Origin of the sequence: Pseudomonas sp. 382 (genome assembly GCF_002759075.1) — a bacterium.
GTDB lineage: Bacteria > Pseudomonadota > Gammaproteobacteria > Pseudomonadales > Pseudomonadaceae > Aquipseudomonas > Aquipseudomonas vlassakiae.
Genome location: NZ_PEMX01000038.1, coordinates 25,127 through 44,052, shown reverse-complemented (window position 1 = coordinate 44,052; position 18,926 = coordinate 25,127). Strand labels below are relative to the sequence as shown.

The following is an 18,926-nucleotide window of genomic DNA, read 5'->3' as shown; positions in this document are numbered from 1 at the left end:
CAACCCAAGCTCTGGTAATCCTGGCAAGAAAGCTCGCGCGGGTGGCATTCGCCCTGATGAAAAATCAGGACGAATACGTCACCAAAGGCGGGAAACTGGCTTGCTGAAAACCATAGAATCTCCCACATCTGTTTCGGGCCAGTCACTCCTGTGAAGCCAACAGGGACCGCCTTGGTGCATGAGACAGGTTGTGTCGCATCAGCGCCCACCGAGATGCATCGCCAGACCCTGTCAGCTTCCACCGAGATGGATCGCCAGACCCTGTCAGCTTCCACCGAGATGGATCGCCAGACTCTGTCAGCTTCCACCGAGATGGATCGCCAGACCCTGTCAGCTTCCACCGAGATGCATCGCCAACCCTGTCAGCTTCCACCGAGATGGATCGCCAGACCCTGTCAGCTTCCACCGAGCTGCATCGCCATGCCAACAAGGCGGACCCTGTTGGCGGCACAGGAGGGACTGGCCCGAAACAAATGTGGGAGCGGGCTTGCCCGCGATGCGCCGCGCGGGCGGCGCTCGATCTCACAGGCGCTGCATGATTATCGGCGACCCCCTGCCAGCCTCCACGCGAACACCTCCCCCCCTTACAAAGCATCACTTAGGGATGCGAGGCTATCGCCTTCTCGATCGCGGCCCTGAAGGCGGGATCATCGGGCTTGGTCAAGCTCGAGAAGTTGCCGATCACCTTGCCCTGACGATCCACCACGTACTTGTAGAAATTCCACTTCGGCGCGCTACTCTGGCTCGCCAGCTCGGCAAACAGCGGTATCGCATCCTGACCGCGAACCGCCTGGGTCTTGGTCATGGTAAAGGTCACACCGTAGTTGGCGTAACAGACCTTGGCCGTCTTCTCGCTATCGGCGTCTTCCTGCTTGAAGTCATTGGACGGCACACCAAGCATTTCCAGGCCCTGCTCGTGGTACTCCTTGTAGGTCGCCTCCAGCCCTTCGAACTGCGGCGCAAACCCGCAGTAACTGGCCGTATTGACCACCACCAGCGGCTTGCCGCCGAAGCGCTGGCACAGGTCGACCTGCCCCTTGCCACGCAACTCAGGCAAACTCCCCTGCAACAGCGCCGGGCAATCGGCAGCCCAGCTGGAACTGGCTGCCAGCAAAGCTAGCAGCGGCATCGTCAACCATTGGGCACGCATGATTCATTCCTCCTGCAAGACAATCCTTGAACTTGCAGGGTAGCGCTTAACAAACGCTCATGCCCAACTGCATCAACGCCATCCCGCCCCGCTGCCAGCCCCACCACACCAGCGCCAGCAGCAGCGCAGCCGCCGCCAGCAACAGCCCGCGGGCCAGATAACGGCTCATACCGCCTGCACCTGCAGGCGGGCGACCGGCCGCTCTCGCACCGGCCAGTTGAGCCCCGCAGCTAGCACACTGAGCAGAATCGAAATCTGCCACACCACGTCATAGTTGCCGGTCTGGTCGTAGACGACGCCCCCCAGCCAGCCACCAAGGAACGCGCCCATCTGGTGGAACAGGAAGACGATGCCGCCAAGCATCGACAGGTTGCGCACGCCAAATACAGTGGCCACGGTGCCATTGGTCAACGGCACCGTGGACAGCCAAAGCAGGCCCATGGCGATACCGAACAGGTAGGCACTGAACTGAGTCACCGGCACCCAAAGGAACAGCGCAATCACCACGGCACGCAGCAAATACAAAGCCGTCAGCAAGCGTGGCTTGGACATGCGCCCACCCAGCCAGCCAGCGGTGTAGGTACCCACGATATTGAACAACCCGACCAGTGCCAGCACCGTGGTGCCGGTGGTTGCCGGCAGGTGCTGGTCTACCAGGTAGGCCGGCAGGTGTACGCCAATGAAGACCACCTGGAAGCCACAGACGAAGAAGCCCAGCGCAAGCAGCCAGAAGCCGGAGTGCGAACACGCCTCGCGCAGGGCCTCGCTCAATGTCTGCTCCGCACCCTGACTGGCCAGCGGGCGATCACGCAGCAGGCCGACAAAGGGCACGATCAGTGCCACCAGCAAGCCAAGCACCAGCAGCGCCGACGACCAACCCAGCCATTCGATCAGGCCAAGGGTACCGGGGAGCATGGCGAACTGGCCAAAGGAACCGGCAGCACTGGCAATGCCCATGGCCATGCTGCGTTTTTCCGCTGGAACGGCGCGGCCGACCACACCGAGGATCACCGAGAAAGAGGTGCCAGACAGGCCGATACCGATCAGCAGGCCCGCGCTGAGCGACAGCGACCAGGCCGAATCGGCAGTACTCATCAACAACAGGCCAGCGGCATAGAGGATGCCCCCTATGATGACGACCCGCGCCGCACCCAGGCGGTCGGCCAACGCACCGGCAAACGGCTGCGCCAGGCCCCAGACCAGGTTCTGCAAGGCAATGGCAAAGGCGAATACCCCGCGGCCCCAGCCAAATTCGCCGCTCATCGGCGCCAGGAACAGGCCGAAACCGTGCCGCACACCCAAGGACAGCGCCAGGATAAAGGCCGCCCCCGCAAGTACCCACCCGCTGGTTCGCCACACCGAAGTCATTGTCGTTATCTCCAGCACATCGCAAGGTTGTACGGGTATATACCCGCTTCTAATCGTGATGAATCAGGCAAGCAGCTCCAGCAAACGTATCAGCTCGTCACGCTGCCCCTCACCCAACTGCCCGACCAGCATCGATTGCGCCCGCTCCCAGGCAGGATGGGCCGCTTGTAAACGTGCAGCCCCCGCCTCGGTCAGCAACACCATGCGGTTGCGCTGGTCATCGCCATCGGCGAGGGCTACCAGGCCTTCGGCCTCCAGCACGCGCAGGTTACGGCCTAAGGTACTGCGCTCCAGGCCCATGGCCTCGGCCAGCGTGGTGATACTGGGGCGATCAAGGCGCTGTAAGTGACGCAACAGGGAAAACTGGGCGACATTGATGCCGAAGCCAGCAAGGGCTTCGTCGTAATGCCGGCTCACCCCGCGGGCGGCGCGACGCAGATGGGTGCAGATGCATTCACTGGTCAACATGAATAGGTGTATATACCCGCACCAGGGTTGTTGCAAGAAGTTTCAGTTTGCCAAACGCCGCCGAATCGGCTCGAACTCCACTGTGGCCTTGCGTGGCAACGGGTCGGGAGCACCTTGCTCGATCGCTTGCCAATACCGCCACGGCACCTTTGCCGATCCCAGTTCGTAGTCCATGCCATCCCAGTTGTCTTCGCGGAAGCTGTAGAACGCCCAGTGCAACCGATGCCGGTCCATGACCGAGAGGACATCTTCCAGATACTCACTGCAACCGGGCAGCCGGCGCATGCAGCCGAACTCCCCCACGACCAGCCGGGAACGTGGCAGCTTCATGCGCTCCATCCAGGCCAACGGCAGCTCCAGATACTGACGAACCCGTTCGGCATCCCATTGCTGGATTTCACCCGCGAACGGCGCCAAGCCGGGGTAATCGATTGGGACCTTGCGCGACAGGTTCGGCGCACTGGTGGCCGAATAGGGCTCATACATGTGCACGCTGTAGAGCACGCGATCATCTTGCAGGGGCACTTGCCAGTAACCAAAAGCGTCGGCGCTGGCGTACCAGCCCGCGTCGACCATTATCGGGGTCTTGGCATCCACTTCGCGTATAGCCGCTATCAACTGCGTGTAGAGCGCAGGCAGGTCACGCGCCCCACTCCGTGCCTGGGCATACCATTGCTGCATGCGCTCAGCCGAAGCGTGCTCCGCCAGGCCGCCAAATTTCTCCGGGGCAGGCTCGTTGACCAGGTTGTAGGCGGCGATGGCAGGATGGTCTTCAAGGGCCCGGGCCAGGTCCCGCCAGAAACTGACCGCTTGCCGGGCGTAACCGTTGCCTTGCCAAAGACGGTCATCGAACTGCCCCTGGTTATTCTGTGACCAGCGCATTCCAGGCAGCGACAGCGGTGCAATGACCACCTTGAGCCCCGCCCGGTGCGCGCGATCCAGGGTATCGCGCAGTTGCTTGAGATCGGCGGCAGGCAGTTGCTCGTACCGGTCCGCATTGCCCAGGAGGAAGTCACGCTGCGCCGGCTTCCACTTGTCGTAGGACAGCCGTACCCAGCTCGCGCCGTACGCACGCAGTGCATCGAAATAGGCCTGATCCGGCGGCAAGCGATTGAAGCTGTTGCCGCCGTGGCGCGGGGTATTCCAGAAGTCGATCAGGTCGGCCGCCGTAACGGGCGCGCTAGCGGTGACCAGTAACAAGGCCAGCAGGAGTCGTCGCATTGTCCATGCCTTCGCAGCGGAAGAGAAACCGCGAGGATAGATAGCCGCATAAAAAGCGTCATTTCCTGAATTTTTTCAGCAGTTTTCCGAAAAATGACGGCACGTTTTATCCGTAAGAAATATCCCTGATATCTGCAGGACTGTTCTCAAATTGCCAAGCCCAGCAATACAGTCAATTCAAGAACCTCCAACAGGGCGCCTGCGGTATCACCCGTGGTCCCACCCAGCCGCTTGCACATCAGCCGGCGCAATGCGATGAATGCTGCGATCGCCACCAGCATCGGCAAGATCACACGCGTGCCCCCCACCAGCAAACACGACAGCAGACTGGCCAGCAGAACCCACACGGCCGTACGCCGCGGCAAGTGCTCGGCGAGTGCCTGCCCCAGGCCCCCGCGACGCACGTAAGGTGTGCCGAGGAACAATCCGAGCATCGCCGCCCGCCCCACAATCGGCGCCAGCAGCAATGCCATGCCCGCGCCCTGCTCCACCAGTACCCAGAGGGCACAGAATTTCAGCAGCAATACCAGCACCAGCGTGACCACGGCCATCGGCCCGCTGCGCGGATCTTTCATGATCTGCAGCGTGCGCTCCCGGTCACCAAAGCCACCCAGCCAGGCATCGGCGCTGTCAGCCAGGCCATCCAGGTGCAGCGCGCCACTGAGCGCCACCCACAGCGTCAGCAACAGCGCCGCGTGCAACGGCGCCGCAGCACCTTGCAGCAGATGGCTGGCCAGCCACAGCAACAGGCCGAACAGCAACCCTACGAGCGGGTAATACAACAACGAACGGCCCATTTCTCGCGGTTCGGGCATCCCCGGCAAACGCACTGGCAAGCTGCTGAGAAACTGCAGGGCAATCCAGAACGGCAACATGTCAAAGCACCTCGAGCATCGCGCCATGTTCATCCACCGCCAGACGCATCAGAGCGCCATGGCCCACCTCGACCTGCAGTAATTGCGCCCTCGGCAGCCCACGGGCACGCGCCAGCAGCAGGCGCATGACGCCGCCATGGGTGACCAGCAGCACGCGCTTGCCGGCATGCTGTTGATGCAGGCGCCCGACCGCAGCCAGCACACGCTCGGCAAAGGCCGCAACAGGCTCCCCTGCAGGCGGCGTGTAGCTGTACGGGTCGGCCCAGAAACGGCCAAGCTCGTCGGCCTGCGTTTGCATGATCTGCAAAGCACTGCGCCCTTCCCACTCGCCGAAATGCAGCTCTTGCAAATCGGCTTCGAGCTGAACCGGCATGCCCAGTTGCTCGGCAAACCGCGCACAGCGCTGCAATGGCGAACTGACCAGCACATCCCAGGGGCCAGCGCCTGCCAGCGCTGCGCGCATCTGGCCCCAGCCTTTATCGGTCAAGGCATCGTCCAGACTGCCACGCAGGCCGCCGCCCTGTTCGGTTTCACCGTGGCGCAGCAGGTCGAGGATCATGCCGGGCGGTCCGCCACCGCCGCTTCGGCGAAGGTCGCCATCTGCCCGTGCAGGGCGCAGGCCAGGCGCATCAGTGGCACTGCCAGGGCGGCGCCACTGCCCTCGCCCAGGCGCAGGCCCAGCGCCAGCAATGGCTGGGCCTGCAGCGCCGCGAGCAAGGCCTGGTGCCCAGGTTCGGCACCTTGGTGCGCAAACAGCAACCAGTCACGGCTCTGCGGATTGAGGCGCACCGCCAGCAATGCCGCGACGCTGCAGATGAAGCCATCCACCAGCACGGCGATACCTTGCTGGGCGCAGGCCAGGTAGGCACCGGTCAGCGCAGCGATCTCGAAGCCACCGACACAGGCCAGCGCCCGCAGCGGCTCGTCGGCGCGCAGGCCGTGCAGCGCCAAGGCGCGCTCGATTACGTCGGCCTTATGGCGAACACCAGCGCTGTCCAGGCCGGTACCCGGCCCGCTCAACTCATGTGCCGGGCAGGCCAGCAACGTGCTGGCCAAGGCGGCTGCGGCAGAGGTGTTGCCAATGCCCATCTCGCCGCCGATGAACAACTGAGCGCCCTTGGCCGCTGCACGCAAGGCGCTGTCACGACCTGCCTGCAAAGCAGCCTGCAGCTGGGCATCGGTCATCGCCGGCTGGCGGGCGAAGTTGGCGGTGCCGGCGCCCAGGCGCAGGTGCAGCACCCCTGGCAGTTCCAGCTCAGGATCGATCGTGCCCAGGTCGACCACGTCAAGGCTGGCCTGCAGTTGGCGGGCCAGCACGCTGATCGCCGCGCCCCCCTCCACGAAGTTGCGCAGCATCTGCCCGGTGACTGCCTGTGGGTAGGCCGAAATGCCCTCTTCGACCACGCCGTGGTCGCCCGCAAAGAGGCTGATGGCGACCTGATCCAGGACAGGCCGCTCGCAGCCTTGCAGGCCAGCCAATTGCACGGCCAAGCCCTCCAGCTGGCCGAGCGAGCCGGCAGGTTTGGTCAGCTGCTGCTGGCGGGCGCGGGCCTGGTCCATGGCGGCATTGTCGAGAGGTTGGCAGGCATCACGCCACCAGGCTTGGTTCATAGAGCGGGTCCTTTGAGCATGAGAGGTAGGCCGGCCACGGTCAGCACCACGCGTTGGCAGCGTTCGGCAACGGCCTGGTGCAGCCAGCCGGCCAGGTCGACGTAACGGCGGGTCAGCTCGCCCATGGGCACCACGCCCAGGCCGGTTTCGTTGCTGACCAGAATGATTGTGCCAGGCAACTGCTCCAGGCAGTCGAGCAGCGCATCGCGCTCCGCGGCCAGCCGCTGCGGATCTTCGAGCATCAGCAGGTTGGTCAGCCACAAGGTCAGGCAGTCCACCAGCAGGCATCGGCCTGCGGCGGCTTCTGCGCGCAGCACGGCAGCCAGGGCCAAGGGTTCTTCGATCAGCCCCCAGTCATCAGGCCGGCGCTGGCGGTGCAGGCGCACGCGCTCGTTCATTTCGCCATCGAGCGGCTCGCTGGTGGCGATGTAGGTAACCGGCAGGCCGCAGTTGCTGGCCAGTTGCTCGGCCAGGCGGCTCTTGCCCGAGCGGGCGCCGCCGAGAATCAGGTTGCGCATGTCAGGCGACTCCACAAAGCGTTCGCAGGTGAGCGGTATCCAGGTGCTGTTCAACCAGATCGGCCAGGCGCTCGATGTCACGTTCGCGCAGGGCCTCGTAGTCGATGGTCTGCACATGCTCCAGCCCCGCCCAGCGCAGCAGCGCGGCACACGACTGGCTGCCCTCGAACAGGCCATGCAGGTAGGTGGCGAGGATCTGGCCATCGGCACTCACGGCACCGTCACAACGGCCATCGGCGAGCTGCACCGCCGGCTGCTCCAAGGCAGGCCCGGCAGTGACCCCGGCATGAATTTCATAGCCGGCGACCGGCGCATCTTCAAGGCTCAGGGTCCCGGCAACGTTACGCAGTTGCTTGTCGGCCTCAAGCACCGTCACGTAGTCGAACAGGCCGAGCCCGGGACTCGAACCGGCAGCGCCCTCAAGGCCGAGCGGGTCCTGTACCTCGCGGCCAAGCATCTGCAGGCCACCACAGATCCCGATCAGCTTGCCGCCATAGCGCAGGTGGCGCTCGATGGCCTTGTCCCACCCACGTTCGCGCAGTTGCGCCAAGTCGCCACGTACGCTCTTCGAGCCGGGCAGGATGATCAGGTCAGCGGCCGGGTTCGGCTGGCCCGGGCCGATGAACTGCAGGTCGACCTGCGGGTGCAGGCGCAGCGGGTCGAAGTCGGTGTGGTTGCTGATGCGCGGCAACACCGGGACGATTACCTTGAGCACGCGCGCCTGCTTGGCGCCCTGACGGATGTCGATGCCATCCTCGGCTTCCAGGTGCAGGTCGGTGACGTAGGGCAGCACACCCAGCACCGGTTTGCCGGTGCGTTGCTCCAGCCAGTCCAGGCCCGGCTGCAGCAGCGCGATGTCGCCACGGAAGCGGTTGATGACAAAGCCCTTGACCCGCGCCTGCTCACTCGGTGACAGCAGTTCGAGGGTGCCGACGAGGTGGGCGAACACCCCGCCACGGTTGATGTCGGCCACCAGGATCACCGGGCAGTCGACCGCTTCGGCAAAGCCCATGTTGGCGATGTCGCCAGCACGCAGGTTGATCTCGGCCGGCGAGCCAGCCCCCTCGACCATCACCACCGGATAGGCGGCACTGAGGCGCTGATGCGAGGCCATCACCGCCTGCATGGCAATGGCTTTGTAGTCGTGATAGGCCACCGCATTCATGCTGGTGACTGCACGCCCGTGGATGATCACCTGGGCGCCCGTGTCGCTGTTGGGCTTGAGCAGCACCGGGTTCATGTCGGTGTGCGGTGCCAGTCGGCAGGCCTGGGCCTGCACCGCCTGGGCGCGGCCGATTTCGCCGCCGTCGGCGGTCACCGCGCTGTTGAGCGCCATGTTCTGCGGCTTGAACGGCACCACGCCGACGCCCTGGCGCAACAGCCAACGGCACAAGGCGGTGACCAGCGTGCTCTTGCCGGCATCGGAAGTGGTGCCTTGCACCATGAGGGTGGTCATGCCGTTTCCTTCTGGTAATCAGTCAGGGCCTGGGCCAGGCGCTGCTCGTCGGCGGCAGTTGCCGGCAGGCCAAGGCGTACGGCAGCGGGCTGCTCGAACAGGCGCACGAGGATGCCGCGGCGGGCGAGAAAGTCATGCAACTGGGCTGCTCGCGTGCTGCGTACGTACTGAAACAGGTCGCAGCCGCCGCTGGGCGCCAGGCCGCAGCCCTGCAGCAGTGCAGCCAGGCGCTGGCTGGCCAGGGCACAGCGTTCGAGCTGGGCCCGATGCGCCGCGTGGTCGGCAAAGCAGGCTTGCGCCAGCACCCGGGTCGGGCCGCTGACGGTCCACGGCCCGAGCCATTCGTCAAGGCGCCGCAACAAGGAGGGTTCAGCCACTACACAGCCCAGCCGCACACCGGCCAGGCCGAAGAACTTGCCGAACGAACGCAGCACGATCAGGCCCGGGCGCTCGGCGCAATCCGCCACGCTGTGTGGCGGTGAGTTGTCCATGAACGCTTCGTCCACCAGCAGCCAGCCACCGCGCTCAGCAAGACGCGCATGCCAGGCCAGCAGCCGTTCGCGCGGCACGAGCCGCCCGGTCGGGTTGTTCGGGTTGACCAGCACCAGCACGTCGAGCTGATCGAGTTGCGCCTCGACCTGGCTTTCCTCCAGCTCGATCAGCTGATGCCCGGCTCGCTGCCAGGCATGCGGGTGCTCGGCGTAGCACGGCGTCAGCACACCAACGCGCCCCAGCGGGCGCAGCAGGGGCAAGGCCTGGATTGCTGCCTGGGAGCCTGCCACGGGCAGCAGTTGCCGCACACCGTAGTAGTGCCGCGCAGCATCCTCCAGACCGTCGTCGGTCTCCGGCAGGCGTGCCCAGGCTTCTGGCGCAATGGCGGGAATCGGGTAAGGCCAAGGGGCAATGCCGCTGGACAGGTCGAGCCAGTCCTCGCGGGCAATCCCGTATTGCCGCACTGCCCGCAGCAGGCGGCCACCGTGTTCAAGCATTCAGATAGGCTCCCAGGCAAATCAGCAGTACCCACAACCAGACGCCACGCTGCACCAGGCTCCAGCCGCGCTCGATGGCATCGGCATCGGCCATGGGCCCTTCACCCAGGCGCGGGCGCTCGTGCAGTTCGCCGTGGTACACCGCCGGGCCACCCAGTTCCACACCCAGCGCACCGGCACCCGAGGCCATCACCGGCCCGGCATTGGGGCTGTCCCACAGCGGCGCCTGCTTGCGCCAGCAGGCCAGGGCCAGGCGCGTCCTGCCCAGCAGTGCGTAGGTCAGCGCCACCAACCTGGCGGGAATGTAGTTCAGCACATCGTCGATGCGCGCGGCGCACCAGCCGAAACGCTCGAAGCGCTCATTGCGGTACCCCCACATCGCATCCAGGGTATTGCTCAAGCGGTACAGCACTACCCCCGGCGCACCGGCGACGACAAACCAGAACAGCGCGGCGAACACCGCATCGCTGCCGTTTTCCAGCACCGACTCGGTGGCCGCGCGCGCCACGGCGGGCTCATCAAGCTCGCGGGTTTCCCGACTGACCAGATAGCCGACACGACGCCGCGCCTCTTCCAGATCACCTTGGCGCAAGGCATTGGCCACCGGCAATACATGCTCGCCGAGGCTGCGCAAGCCGAGGGCGCAATACAGCGCCAGCACATCCACCAGCCAACCGATACAGGGCAGCCAGGACAGGATCAGCGCCACCAGGGTCAAGGGCACCACGGCCAAGAACCAGGCACTCACGCCGTGGCTGCGCCAGCCGCGTCCGCCGGCATTCAGGCGGCGCTCCAGGCTCGACGCCAGGTTACCGAAGCCCACCAGTGGGTGCCGGCGCTTGGGCTCGCCCAGCAGTGCATCGAGGGCCACGGCGGCCACCGTCAGCAAGGCCACGCTCATGGGCGTTCTCCCCATTGGTTCTCGAACAGCATTTCACTCAAAGGGCGTTCCTCGGCCCAGTTTTCCTGGACCAACATGGGCTGTGCGTAGAATTCGCTGACCGGCCCCAGGCACAACACGGCCACCGGCTTGGCGCCTGCGGGCATGCCCAGCAGTGCGGCCAGGGCTTGCGGGTCGAACAGGGACACCCAACCCAACCCCAGGCCCTCGGCGCGGGCGGCCAGCCACAGGTTCTGGATCGCGCAGGCCAGTGAGGCCAGGTCCATTTCCGGCAGGGTACGGCGGCCGAAAATGTGCGGCTCACGGTTATCCATCAAGGCCGCCACCAGCACTTCGGCACAGTCGCTGATGCCCTCGACCTTGAGCTTCATGAAATCATCGGAGCGTTGGCCCAAGGCTTGGGCAGTACGCACCCGCTCCTCTTCGACCAGGCCCTGAATGCGCCCGCGCAGCTCGCGTTGGCTGATGCGGATGAACCGCCAAGGCTGCATCAGGCCGACACTGGGCGCCCGGTGCGCAGCGGCCAGCAGACGGCCGAGCAGCTCAGGCGCGACCGAGCCACCGGCAAAGTGGCGCATGTCGCGGCGTTCACCGATCGCCCGGTAGATCGCGGCGCGCTCGGCGGCGCTGTAGGCGTGATCAGTCATGGTCGCAACAGCGCCGCCGCCGCGTCAGGGTTGGACGGGAAGTAGAAGTGCACGTAGGAGGCGGTCAGCCGGCCCAGCCGATACACCGCTTCGTTGCCGCGCCCGCCGTTGGGGCTCAGGCCGCGGGCAATTGGCTCCAGCCCGGTGTTGGTCAGCGAGTGGTGATAGGTGTGCCCGCGCAGGGTGCCTTCCGGCAGTTCCACGGCCTGCAAGGCCAGGGCCGCCAAGCGCTTCTGCATGGTCGCCTCGCCGGGCAGCAGGCCGAGCAGCTCGGCACGCTCGCCAGCGACATCGGTCAGCGCCTCGAGCAGATACAGCATGCCGCCACACTCGGCCAGCAAGGGTTTGCCTTGGGCGTGATGGGCACGGATCGCCTCGCATATCGGCGCATTGGCGGCCAGCGCGTGGTGATGCAGCTCCGGATACCCCCCGGGCAGGTACAGGCTGTCCACTGCCGGCAGTTCACGATCGTGCAAGGGCGAGAAAAACGACAGCTGCGCGCCCAGGTCGCGCAACAGATCGAGGTTGGCGCCATAGGTGAAGGCGAACGCTTCGTCACGCGCCACGCCGATGCGCACGCCACTCAGCGAGCCGGCGCACGGCTGCGATGCAGGCGCGGCAAACACCACGGGCGGCGGCAAAGCAGCATCGCAGCTGGCGCCGAGCGCTTCGGCAGCCGCATCCAGGCGGGCATCCAAATCGTTCAGTTCGCTGGCCTGGACCAGTCCCAAGTGGCGGCTGGGCAGCTCGATGCCGCGCTCCCGCGACAGGCCGCCATACCAGCGCAGGCCCTCGGTCAGGCTGCCTTCGAGCAGTTGCGCATGGCGCAAGCTACCGACCCGGTTGGCCAGCACACCGGCGAACGGCAGGTCGGCCTGATAACGTGCCAGGCCCAGCGCCAGGGCGCCAAACGTCTGGGCCATGGCCGTGCCGTCGATCACCGCCAGTACCGGCACGCCAAAGTGGCGAGCCAGATCGGCACTTGACGGCGTGCCGTCGAACAGGCCCATCACCCCTTCGATCAGAATCAGGTCGGCCGCTTCTGCGGCTTGCCACAACAGGCGACGGCTTTCTTCGGCACCGATCATCCACAGGTCGAGCTGGTACACCGGCGCGCCACTGGCCCGCTCCAGGATCATCGGGTCGAGGAAATCCGGGCCGCACTTGAACACCCTGACCTTTCGCCCAAGGTTGCGGTGCAGGCGGGCCAGGGCTGCCGTCACGGTGGTCTTGCCCTGACCGGAGGCAGGTGCTGCGATCAGCACCGCCGGGCAGCTGCGCGTTGCACTCACAGTTCGACGCCCTTCTGCGCGCGAATACCGGCCTGGAACGCATGCTTGAGCATGCCCATCTCGGTAACCGTATCGGCCAGTTCGATCATTTCGGGCTTGGCCGCACGGCCGGTGACAATCACATGCTGCATCGGCGGCCGAGCCTGAATGTCACTCAGCACCTGGTCGAGGTCGAGGTAGCCGTGCTTGAGGGCGATGTTCAGCTCATCGAGCACCACGAACTGCACACCCGGGTCTTGCAGCAGTTGACGCGAAACCGCCCACGCGGCTTCGGCAGCAGCGATGTCGCGCTGGCGGTCCTGGGTCTCCCAGGTGAAGCCCTCGCCCATCACGTGGTAACGCACATGCTCGGGGAAGCGGCGGAAGAACAGTTCCTCACCGGTGCTGTTGCGGCCCTTGATGAACTGCACCACGCCGCACTGCATGCCATGGCCCAGCGCGCGCGCGAGCATGCCGAACGCCGAGCTGCTCTTGCCCTTGCCGTTGCCGGTGAGCACCAGCAGCAGGCCGCATTCATTAGGGGAGTTGGCAATACGCTCGTCGATGACCGCCTTCTTGCGCTGCATGCGCGCCAGGTGGCGTTCGTCGCGTTCGGTGGATTCGCTCATGAAGGGTTCTCCGCAGGCTGTCGCCGCAGGAAAGCGACGACAGGTAATAGGCGGGCAAACGGAGAACGCGCAGGGGCCATGGCCGCAGCCACGGTGCACCGCGCATCACCCTCCGTGATGCCGTTGGCAGTTTCAGGCCGGTCTCCGGGCTCGTGAGCGGGCAATCGGCCCTGGCCTGCGCGCCTTCCCGGGTTCGTACCCAGTGGCCCTGCGCGGCCGCTACTCACCTACCGTTGCGGGGGCAGCGCCGGAATCGCGCCATGCTGGCGACCACCGGCTTCCCAGTTTCACCCTGCCCAGTCGAGGCTGGCAGGGCACCTGAAACACGCCGCGAAGGTTAGAGGGTTGCACTGGGAGCGTCAATCGAACGCCGTCGATTGGCGTTGGCTAACTGGCCTGGGTCAATGGCCGATCCGCCAGGTTGTGCCACACTGAAGGCGGTGATATCACATAGCCACTACTTCGCGCCGAACGCCATTACAACGACAACAGGAGTGCGCAGCATGCAAGGCCAGATCATCAACAATCCGCGCCTGGAATTCCTCCGCCCGGTTCTGGAACGCTGGGTCGACTGCATCGACCGCTTCAACCAGTTCAACGGCGATGCCGAAGCGCCGTACTGGCATGGTATGCAGGCCAATATCGGCATGCTTGCCGCAGCCGCCTGGCAGGCGGAACTGGCAGCGCTGCCACAGTTTGCCAGCAAGAAACAGCGTGACGAAGGTGAACAGGAAGGGCGCTGCGACCTGTCGATCTGCAGCGCCGACGAGGTGCTCTACCTGAGCGTGAGCCAGCGCTGGCCAAGCATCGCCCAGCTGGACATGGCAGCGGCCCTGCAGCAAGCCGCCAGCCTCGCCCGCCACGTGGCCTACCCCAGCCAACTGAAAGCCGGGGCGCTGTTCGTCACGCCCTGGAAGGCAGGCCAACACGCCAGCCCGGAGCAACTGCAGGACCTGGTCGATGACCTGCAAAAGCATACGGCCTGCGCCATCGCCTGGTACTTCCCGTATGCCTATCGCAAGTTGCACAACGAACTGGGCCAGTACTACCCAGGGGTGGCCTTGCTGCTCAAGCAAGCCTGAGCCTGATGGTGCAGCCGGTGCAGGGATGCCCGGCTCGCCTCAACGGTTTTGCGCCAGGTTACCTTGCGCAATGACCCGCTTGGCCTGCAAATAAGCCTTCGACCAGTAGCTGTTGGACAGGTAATCCAGGCGTACCGTACCGCCCGTGCGAGGCGCGTGCACGAAGCGCCCCTCGCCCACGTAGATACCCGCATGGCTGACCTGCGAACCACCACCGGTGGCGAAGAACACCAGGTCACCAGACTGCAGCGAGTTGATATCCACGGTGGGCGCGCGCATGACGAGCATTTCGCGCGTCGAACGTGGCAGGCTGATGCCCGCCGCATCGCGGTACACATAACCGATCAGGCCGCTGCAGTCGAACCCGGAATCCGGTGTGTTGCCGCCCCACCGATACGGTGTACCCACCAGGCCGATCGCACGCATCAACACGTCGTCGGCGAGCGGCGAGGCTTCGGGCTGGTTGTAGGTGATCTGTGGCTGCACCACAGGGGCCGGTGCCGGGGCACGGCTGGAGCAGGCGGCCAGCAGTGCCACCAGGGAAAGGAGTGCGAAGCGCGCCATCATCGCCATGGCCAGAACTTCCTGTCTGAAACCGAACGGCCGCAGCCGAAAAGAGTTGAGAAATTAGATTAGACGCTTTCTGTAAATGCGCACGGCGGCGAGCTTTTTAAGCTACGCCGCCGTGGCAGGATATATCATTTTGATATCAATTGCGCGCGATATTGGTGGTCGGCGCCATGGCCAAGGCACGCTTGGCTTCGATGAAGGTCTTGCTCCAGTAGCGATCACCGAGGCTATCGATGCGCACACCACCGCTGCGGCGGCTGCTGGAGTGGATGAACTGGTTGTCACCCAGGTAGATGCCGGCATGGCTGACACGGCCACGGCCATTGGTGCTGAAGAACAGCAGGTCGCCTGGCTTGAGCTTGTTGCGAGCCACCTTTGGCGCATCGACGTTGATCATTTCGCGGGTCGAGCGCGGCAGGTTCATGCCGGCCTCTTCGCGGAACAGGTAGCCGATGAAGCCGCTGCAGTCGAAACCGGAGGCTTCCGAGGTACCGCCGAAACGGTAGCGGGTGCCGATCAGCGACATGCCGCGCTCGAGGATGCTGTCGGCCAGCACCGGGAGCTGATAGGGCTTGCTGCTGGAGAAGGCCTCCAGGTCATCTTCAGTGGCCTGCTCTTCTTCGCCGAAAACGGACGAAGGCGAAGCTTTGGCATTGTTGACCGATTGCGAGGCAATCGGGGTGTGATCCTGGGGCTGGGAAGCCGGGCCGTGGGCCGCGCAGCCAAACAACAGGGTCACGAGTGCGAGTGGCACGAGGGGTGCGAAGCGCTTGAGCATGGGCACGACCGTGTCTGTAATCCTTTAGAAGGGTGAAACTATGCCCTCTATCATGGCCATTTGCAAATTTTATCGAAAAAGATGTGACTTTTTCGTTTTGCGCCTCGGAGCCCAGTGTTTACGGGCGTTACCAGCCGAGGGTTTCCTTCAGGAAAGGGATCGTCAGCTTGCGCTGGGCCTGCAGGGAGGCCTGGTCGAGACGTTCGAGCAGGTCGAACAGCGCGCTCATGCTGCGCGTACCGCGCGTGAGAATGAAATGGCCGACCTCGTCGGTCAGGTGCAAACCACGGCGCGAGGCGCGCAATTGCAGGGCACGCAGTTTGTCTTCATCGGACAGGCCACGCATCTGGAAGACCAGCGCGAGGGTCAGGCGAGACTTGAGGTCTGGCAGCTTGATCGGCAGTTCACGGGGCGAAGCCGAGGCCGCCAGCAGCAGGCGGCGGCCGCTGTCACGCAGGCGGTTGAACAGGTGGAACATCGCTTCTTCCCAGTCCGCCTTGCCGGCGATCACATGCAGGTCGTCGATGCACACCAGTTCGTACTGGGCCAGGTAATCGAGCAGTTCAACGCCGCGATCGAGCAATTGCGCCAGTGGGAGGTATACCGCCGGTTCGCCGCGTTGCTGGAAGCGATGGGTGGCTGCCTGCAACAGGTGGCTGCGCCCGACGCCCTGCTTGCCCCACAGGTAGATGAGGCTTTCGGTCCAGCCGGCGTCGGCTTCGCACAGCCGCTCGACATAGCCTAACGCCGCAGCATTGGCGCCCGGATAGTAGTTGATGAAGGTGGCGTCATCGCGCAGGCGCACACCCAGGGGCAACTGGATCGGTGGTTTCATGCTCGCGGGCGGTCGGCAGGACCGCGGGGGGGCCTTTGGTGAACAATCTGCAAAGTCTATACCCGCATTGCAGAGCGCACAATCGTGCAGGCGGATTGCACAAGCAAAATCAACGAGTTGCGCCACTTCGGGGCGACGCAACCAAGGCTGGCGGTCATAGATCCGGGTCGACATCGCCGGCGTACATGTCAGATTCCTTGTACAAGTCGTGCACATGGCGGAGCAGGACCATGATCACCGCCGCCACTGGCAACGCCAGCAACACGCCGGTGAAACCGAACAGTTCGCCACCGGCAAGGATGGCGAAGATCACCGCCACCGGGTGCAGGCCGATACGGTCACCGACCAGCAGTGGCGTGAGTACCATGCCTTCGAGGGCTTGCCCGACCATGAACACGGCGACGATGCCAAGCATCGGATACAGGTCACCGCCAAACTGGAACACACCGGCCACCAACGCTGCGCCGATGCCAATGATGAAGCCCATGTAAGGCACGATGGCCGCCAGCCCCGCGAGCATGCCGATCAGCAGGCCCAGTTCCAGCCCGACCAGCATCAGGCCGGCCGAGTAGATGACGCCAAGCGCGAGCATCACCATCAACTGCCCACGAACGAAGGCACCCAGTACCTCATGGCATTCACCGGCCAGGCTGACCACCTGCGGCTCGCGTTGACGCGGCAGCAGGCCGCGCAGCTTGGCCATCATCAGGTCCCAGTCGCGCAAAAGGTAGAAGCCCACCACCGGGATCAGCACCATGTTGGCCAACCAGGCGATCAGCGCCAGGCTCGACGCGGTGGCATGGGACAGCAGCATACCGACGATATCGGTGGTCTGGCCCATGTGCGCGCCGATGGCGGCCTTGATCTTGTCGAACTTCCAGAAACCGTCGGCCAGGCCCAGGCGACCCTGCACCCAGGGCAGCGCCACATGTTCGAGCCAATCGAGCATCTGCGGCGCCAGCTCGTACAGGCGCAGCAGCTGTTTGGCCAGCAGCGGCACCAGCACCAGCAGCAAGGCCATCAGCAGCAAGGTGAAGAGGCCGAACACCACCACCACCCCCCAGGTACGCGACAGGCCCACGCGCTCCAGGCGGTCGACCAGAGGATCGGCCAGGTAGGCCAGCAAGATGCCAACCAGGAACGGTGTGAGAATGTTGTGCAGGCTATATAGAAGCACGGCGATCAGTAGCGCAGCACCCCAACCGATCCAGCGACGCACGTCAGTCATCGATAGCGCCCCTTACCAACGGAATCGCAGGCCGTCGAACGGCTTGGCAGGGACGGCTGCGGGCGTGCCTGGCTGGCCAGGTGCCGCGCCCGGAGTCGGCGCCGGTGTGACCGGGGTCGGCAGCGCCTGCTCGGGTGGCACCTCCTGCAACCTGGCCAGGCCCAGCTGGGCACGCAGCTGCTCACGGTTACCGCTGACCGCATAGGTCAAGGTACCGCCTTCGGCCAGCTCAAGGCGCGGGCCATATGGCTCGAGGACACGGCTCAGCTCGGCATAGCGTTGCAGGTTCATACCTTGCACCTGCAGCTGCAACTGGCTGCTGGCGCCGGGCTTGACCACATAGCGCGGCGCCAGGTGGCTGCTCACCGCCAGCATGACAGCGTCCGCCAGGGCCGCCTGGTCAGCGCCCTCGACATTGCCCTGCTCACGCTGGTCGCCCAGCCACAGCTGCCATTTACCTTGCCATTTGCCATCGGCCTCGTGGGCATGCACCGCCAACATGGCATCGGCGCCGTAGCGCTCGGAGGCTTGTCGCAGCGGGGCCGGATCAGTGCCTTCGAGCTGCTGGGCATTGGCCACCAGCTGCTCTTGCAGATCGGCCAGCGGCAGCCGCAGCGGCAGGCCGCGGTGCTGGGCTGCCCGGCGCAGCGGCTGGGCACTGGCCTGGCCGTCGCCGACCAGGTTGCTGCCTTCGGCACTGTCGTTGAGCCACCAGCCGAGGATGGAGGGCCGGTTACTGCCCCACAGCGCCAGCCCGGCCTTGCGCAAGGCCCGTTCGGTGCTGCCGGGGTCGAACTCGACCAACACCGATTCTGGCGGCCCGGCCTCGGTACCGACCTGGTTGATGATCTGTTGCGGATCCTTGCGCAACGCGGCCAGCGCCGGGCTCTGCACCGCCTTGGCGTCGCCGGTCAGGCGCAGCACCAAGGTATCGAAGGCCTTGCCAGTGGCGGCGCTGCGCGCTTCGGCGCCCTGCCCTTCGAGCGGCTCGCGCACCTGATAGAGCCCGGAGACAGTTTCAGCCTGCGCAGTGATGCAGGCCAGTGCAAGGCACCCTGCTGCCAGATAATTGAATAGTCGCATGGGGGATTCCTGTCCGATTGCGCTTGAAGCTTGTGGCTTGCAGCTTATACAGAAGGTGGCTCATCAACCACCCGCAGACCTTTTTCAGCAATTTACCGCCCTGCCCGTCGGCCTGAGGATGGCCGCTGCCCGGCAACCCTGATAAAATCGCGCGCCTTCACAGACCACAGACGTTTCAGGCAGCCGCCGCTTCCCAGCCGGCCTTGGCCGTCATGGTCGTTTCTACGAATCCCTCCCTCTTAAAGG

General features: G+C 64.8%; 21 protein-coding genes, 1 pseudogene and 1 riboswitch. Of the genes and pseudogenes, 2 read left to right on the top strand and 20 right to left on the bottom strand.

Annotated elements, in window-relative coordinates; genetic code table 11:
* Positions 1 to 107, top strand: a pseudogene (locus tag CQW31_RS31830) (IS110 family transposase); the annotation flags it as partial.
* Between the two features lie 491 nt (positions 108 to 598).
* Here CQW31_RS31830 and CQW31_RS26885 read toward each other — a convergent pair.
* From CQW31_RS26885 to cobO, 15 genes are all read right to left on the bottom strand, one after another.
* A complete protein-coding gene (locus tag CQW31_RS26885; protein WP_054885533.1) occupies positions 599 to 1,150 on the bottom strand; it encodes a glutathione peroxidase in 552 nt (183 codons plus the stop codon).
* 46 nt (positions 1,151 to 1,196) lie between these two features.
* The gene (locus CQW31_RS31825; protein WP_256218651.1) at positions 1,197 to 1,319 is read right to left on the bottom strand and encodes a hypothetical protein; all 123 of its coding nucleotides are present in this window, start codon (positions 1,317 to 1,319) and stop codon (positions 1,197 to 1,199) included.
* Entirely contained in the window at positions 1,316 to 2,518 is a 1,203-nt protein-coding gene (locus tag CQW31_RS26880; protein WP_054885534.1) for an MFS transporter, read from the bottom strand. The genes CQW31_RS31825 and CQW31_RS26880 overlap by 4 nt, the downstream gene beginning before the upstream one ends.
* Before the next feature lie 63 nt (positions 2,519 to 2,581).
* Entirely contained in the window at positions 2,582 to 2,986 is a 405-nt protein-coding gene (locus tag CQW31_RS26875; protein WP_054885535.1) for a MarR family winged helix-turn-helix transcriptional regulator, read from the bottom strand.
* Between the two features lie 42 nt (positions 2,987 to 3,028).
* The gene (locus CQW31_RS26870) at positions 3,029 to 4,141 is read right to left on the bottom strand and encodes a glycoside hydrolase family 5 protein (protein ID WP_256218652.1); all 1,113 of its coding nucleotides are present in this window, start codon (positions 4,139 to 4,141) and stop codon (positions 3,029 to 3,031) included.
* 212 nt (positions 4,142 to 4,353) lie between these two features.
* Positions 4,354 to 5,082, bottom strand: coding sequence for an adenosylcobinamide-GDP ribazoletransferase (locus CQW31_RS26865; RefSeq protein WP_054885537.1), 729 nt, complete (start codon positions 5,080 to 5,082; stop codon positions 4,354 to 4,356).
* Between the two features lies 1 nt (position 5,083).
* A complete protein-coding gene (locus CQW31_RS26860) occupies positions 5,084 to 5,641 on the bottom strand; it encodes a histidine phosphatase family protein (RefSeq protein WP_054885538.1) in 558 nt (185 codons plus the stop codon).
* Positions 5,638 to 6,693 carry a nicotinate-nucleotide--dimethylbenzimidazole phosphoribosyltransferase gene (gene cobT, locus CQW31_RS26855; protein ID WP_054885539.1) on the bottom strand — a complete coding sequence of 352 codons (1,056 nt, stop codon included), beginning with the start codon at positions 6,691 to 6,693 and terminating at the stop codon, positions 5,638 to 5,640. The genes CQW31_RS26860 and cobT overlap by 4 nt, the downstream gene beginning before the upstream one ends.
* Positions 6,690 to 7,211: a bifunctional adenosylcobinamide kinase/adenosylcobinamide-phosphate guanylyltransferase gene (cobU, locus tag CQW31_RS26850; RefSeq protein ID WP_054885540.1), complete on the bottom strand. Its 522-nt coding sequence runs from the start codon at positions 7,209 to 7,211 to the stop codon at positions 6,690 to 6,692. Before cobU ends, cobT begins: the two co-directional genes overlap by 4 nt.
* Before the next feature lies 1 nt (position 7,212).
* A complete protein-coding gene (locus CQW31_RS26845; protein WP_099815821.1) occupies positions 7,213 to 8,667 on the bottom strand; it encodes a cobyric acid synthase in 1,455 nt (484 codons plus the stop codon).
* Positions 8,664 to 9,656, bottom strand: coding sequence for a threonine-phosphate decarboxylase CobD (gene cobD, locus CQW31_RS26840; RefSeq protein ID WP_099815820.1), 993 nt, complete (start codon positions 9,654 to 9,656; stop codon positions 8,664 to 8,666). Before cobD ends, CQW31_RS26845 begins: the two co-directional genes overlap by 4 nt.
* Positions 9,649 to 10,557 (bottom strand): adenosylcobinamide-phosphate synthase CbiB, encoded by a 909-nt coding sequence (gene cbiB / locus CQW31_RS26835; RefSeq protein ID WP_054885543.1) that lies wholly within the window; start codon positions 10,555 to 10,557, stop codon positions 9,649 to 9,651. The genes cobD and cbiB overlap by 8 nt, the downstream gene beginning before the upstream one ends.
* Positions 10,554 to 11,204 (bottom strand): 5,6-dimethylbenzimidazole synthase, encoded by a 651-nt coding sequence (gene bluB, locus CQW31_RS26830; RefSeq protein WP_054885544.1) that lies wholly within the window; start codon positions 11,202 to 11,204, stop codon positions 10,554 to 10,556. The genes cbiB and bluB overlap by 4 nt, the downstream gene beginning before the upstream one ends.
* Positions 11,201 to 12,496: a cobyrinate a,c-diamide synthase gene (locus CQW31_RS26825; RefSeq protein WP_099815819.1), complete on the bottom strand. Its 1,296-nt coding sequence runs from the start codon at positions 12,494 to 12,496 to the stop codon at positions 11,201 to 11,203. Before CQW31_RS26825 ends, bluB begins: the two co-directional genes overlap by 4 nt.
* Positions 12,493 to 13,104 carry a cob(I)yrinic acid a,c-diamide adenosyltransferase gene (gene cobO, locus CQW31_RS26820; protein WP_099815818.1) on the bottom strand — a complete coding sequence of 204 codons (612 nt, stop codon included), beginning with the start codon at positions 13,102 to 13,104 and terminating at the stop codon, positions 12,493 to 12,495. The genes CQW31_RS26825 and cobO overlap by 4 nt, the downstream gene beginning before the upstream one ends.
* A 117-nt stretch (positions 13,105 to 13,221) precedes the next feature.
* Positions 13,222 to 13,441: riboswitch (cobalamin riboswitch) on the bottom strand.
* A gap of 166 nt (positions 13,442 to 13,607) precedes the next feature.
* Between cobO and CQW31_RS26815 the strand changes: the two genes are divergently transcribed.
* Positions 13,608 to 14,186: a hypothetical protein gene (locus CQW31_RS26815; protein ID WP_099815817.1), complete on the top strand. Its 579-nt coding sequence runs from the start codon at positions 13,608 to 13,610 to the stop codon at positions 14,184 to 14,186.
* A gap of 39 nt (positions 14,187 to 14,225) precedes the next feature.
* Here the strand turns inward: CQW31_RS26815 and CQW31_RS26810 are convergent, their stop codons facing one another.
* From CQW31_RS26810 to CQW31_RS26790, 5 genes are all read right to left on the bottom strand, one after another.
* Positions 14,226 to 14,759 (bottom strand): C40 family peptidase, encoded by a 534-nt coding sequence (locus CQW31_RS26810; protein WP_054885548.1) that lies wholly within the window; start codon positions 14,757 to 14,759, stop codon positions 14,226 to 14,228.
* A 136-nt stretch (positions 14,760 to 14,895) separates the two neighbouring features.
* On the bottom strand, positions 14,896 to 15,534 hold the full coding sequence (locus tag CQW31_RS26805; RefSeq protein WP_054885549.1) for a C40 family peptidase: 639 nt from the start codon (positions 15,532 to 15,534) through the stop codon (positions 14,896 to 14,898).
* Positions 15,535 to 15,661: 127 nt separating this feature from the next.
* Positions 15,662 to 16,369, bottom strand: coding sequence for a DnaA regulatory inactivator Hda (gene hda / locus CQW31_RS26800; RefSeq protein WP_008092169.1), 708 nt, complete (start codon positions 16,367 to 16,369; stop codon positions 15,662 to 15,664).
* A gap of 154 nt (positions 16,370 to 16,523) precedes the next feature.
* Positions 16,524 to 17,597 (bottom strand): AI-2E family transporter, encoded by a 1,074-nt coding sequence (locus tag CQW31_RS26795; RefSeq protein WP_054885550.1) that lies wholly within the window; start codon positions 17,595 to 17,597, stop codon positions 16,524 to 16,526.
* A 12-nt stretch (positions 17,598 to 17,609) separates the two neighbouring features.
* Positions 17,610 to 18,680 carry a DUF2066 domain-containing protein gene (locus CQW31_RS26790; protein ID WP_099815816.1) on the bottom strand — a complete coding sequence of 357 codons (1,071 nt, stop codon included), beginning with the start codon at positions 18,678 to 18,680 and terminating at the stop codon, positions 17,610 to 17,612.
* Positions 18,681 to 18,926: the final 246 nt, after the last annotated feature.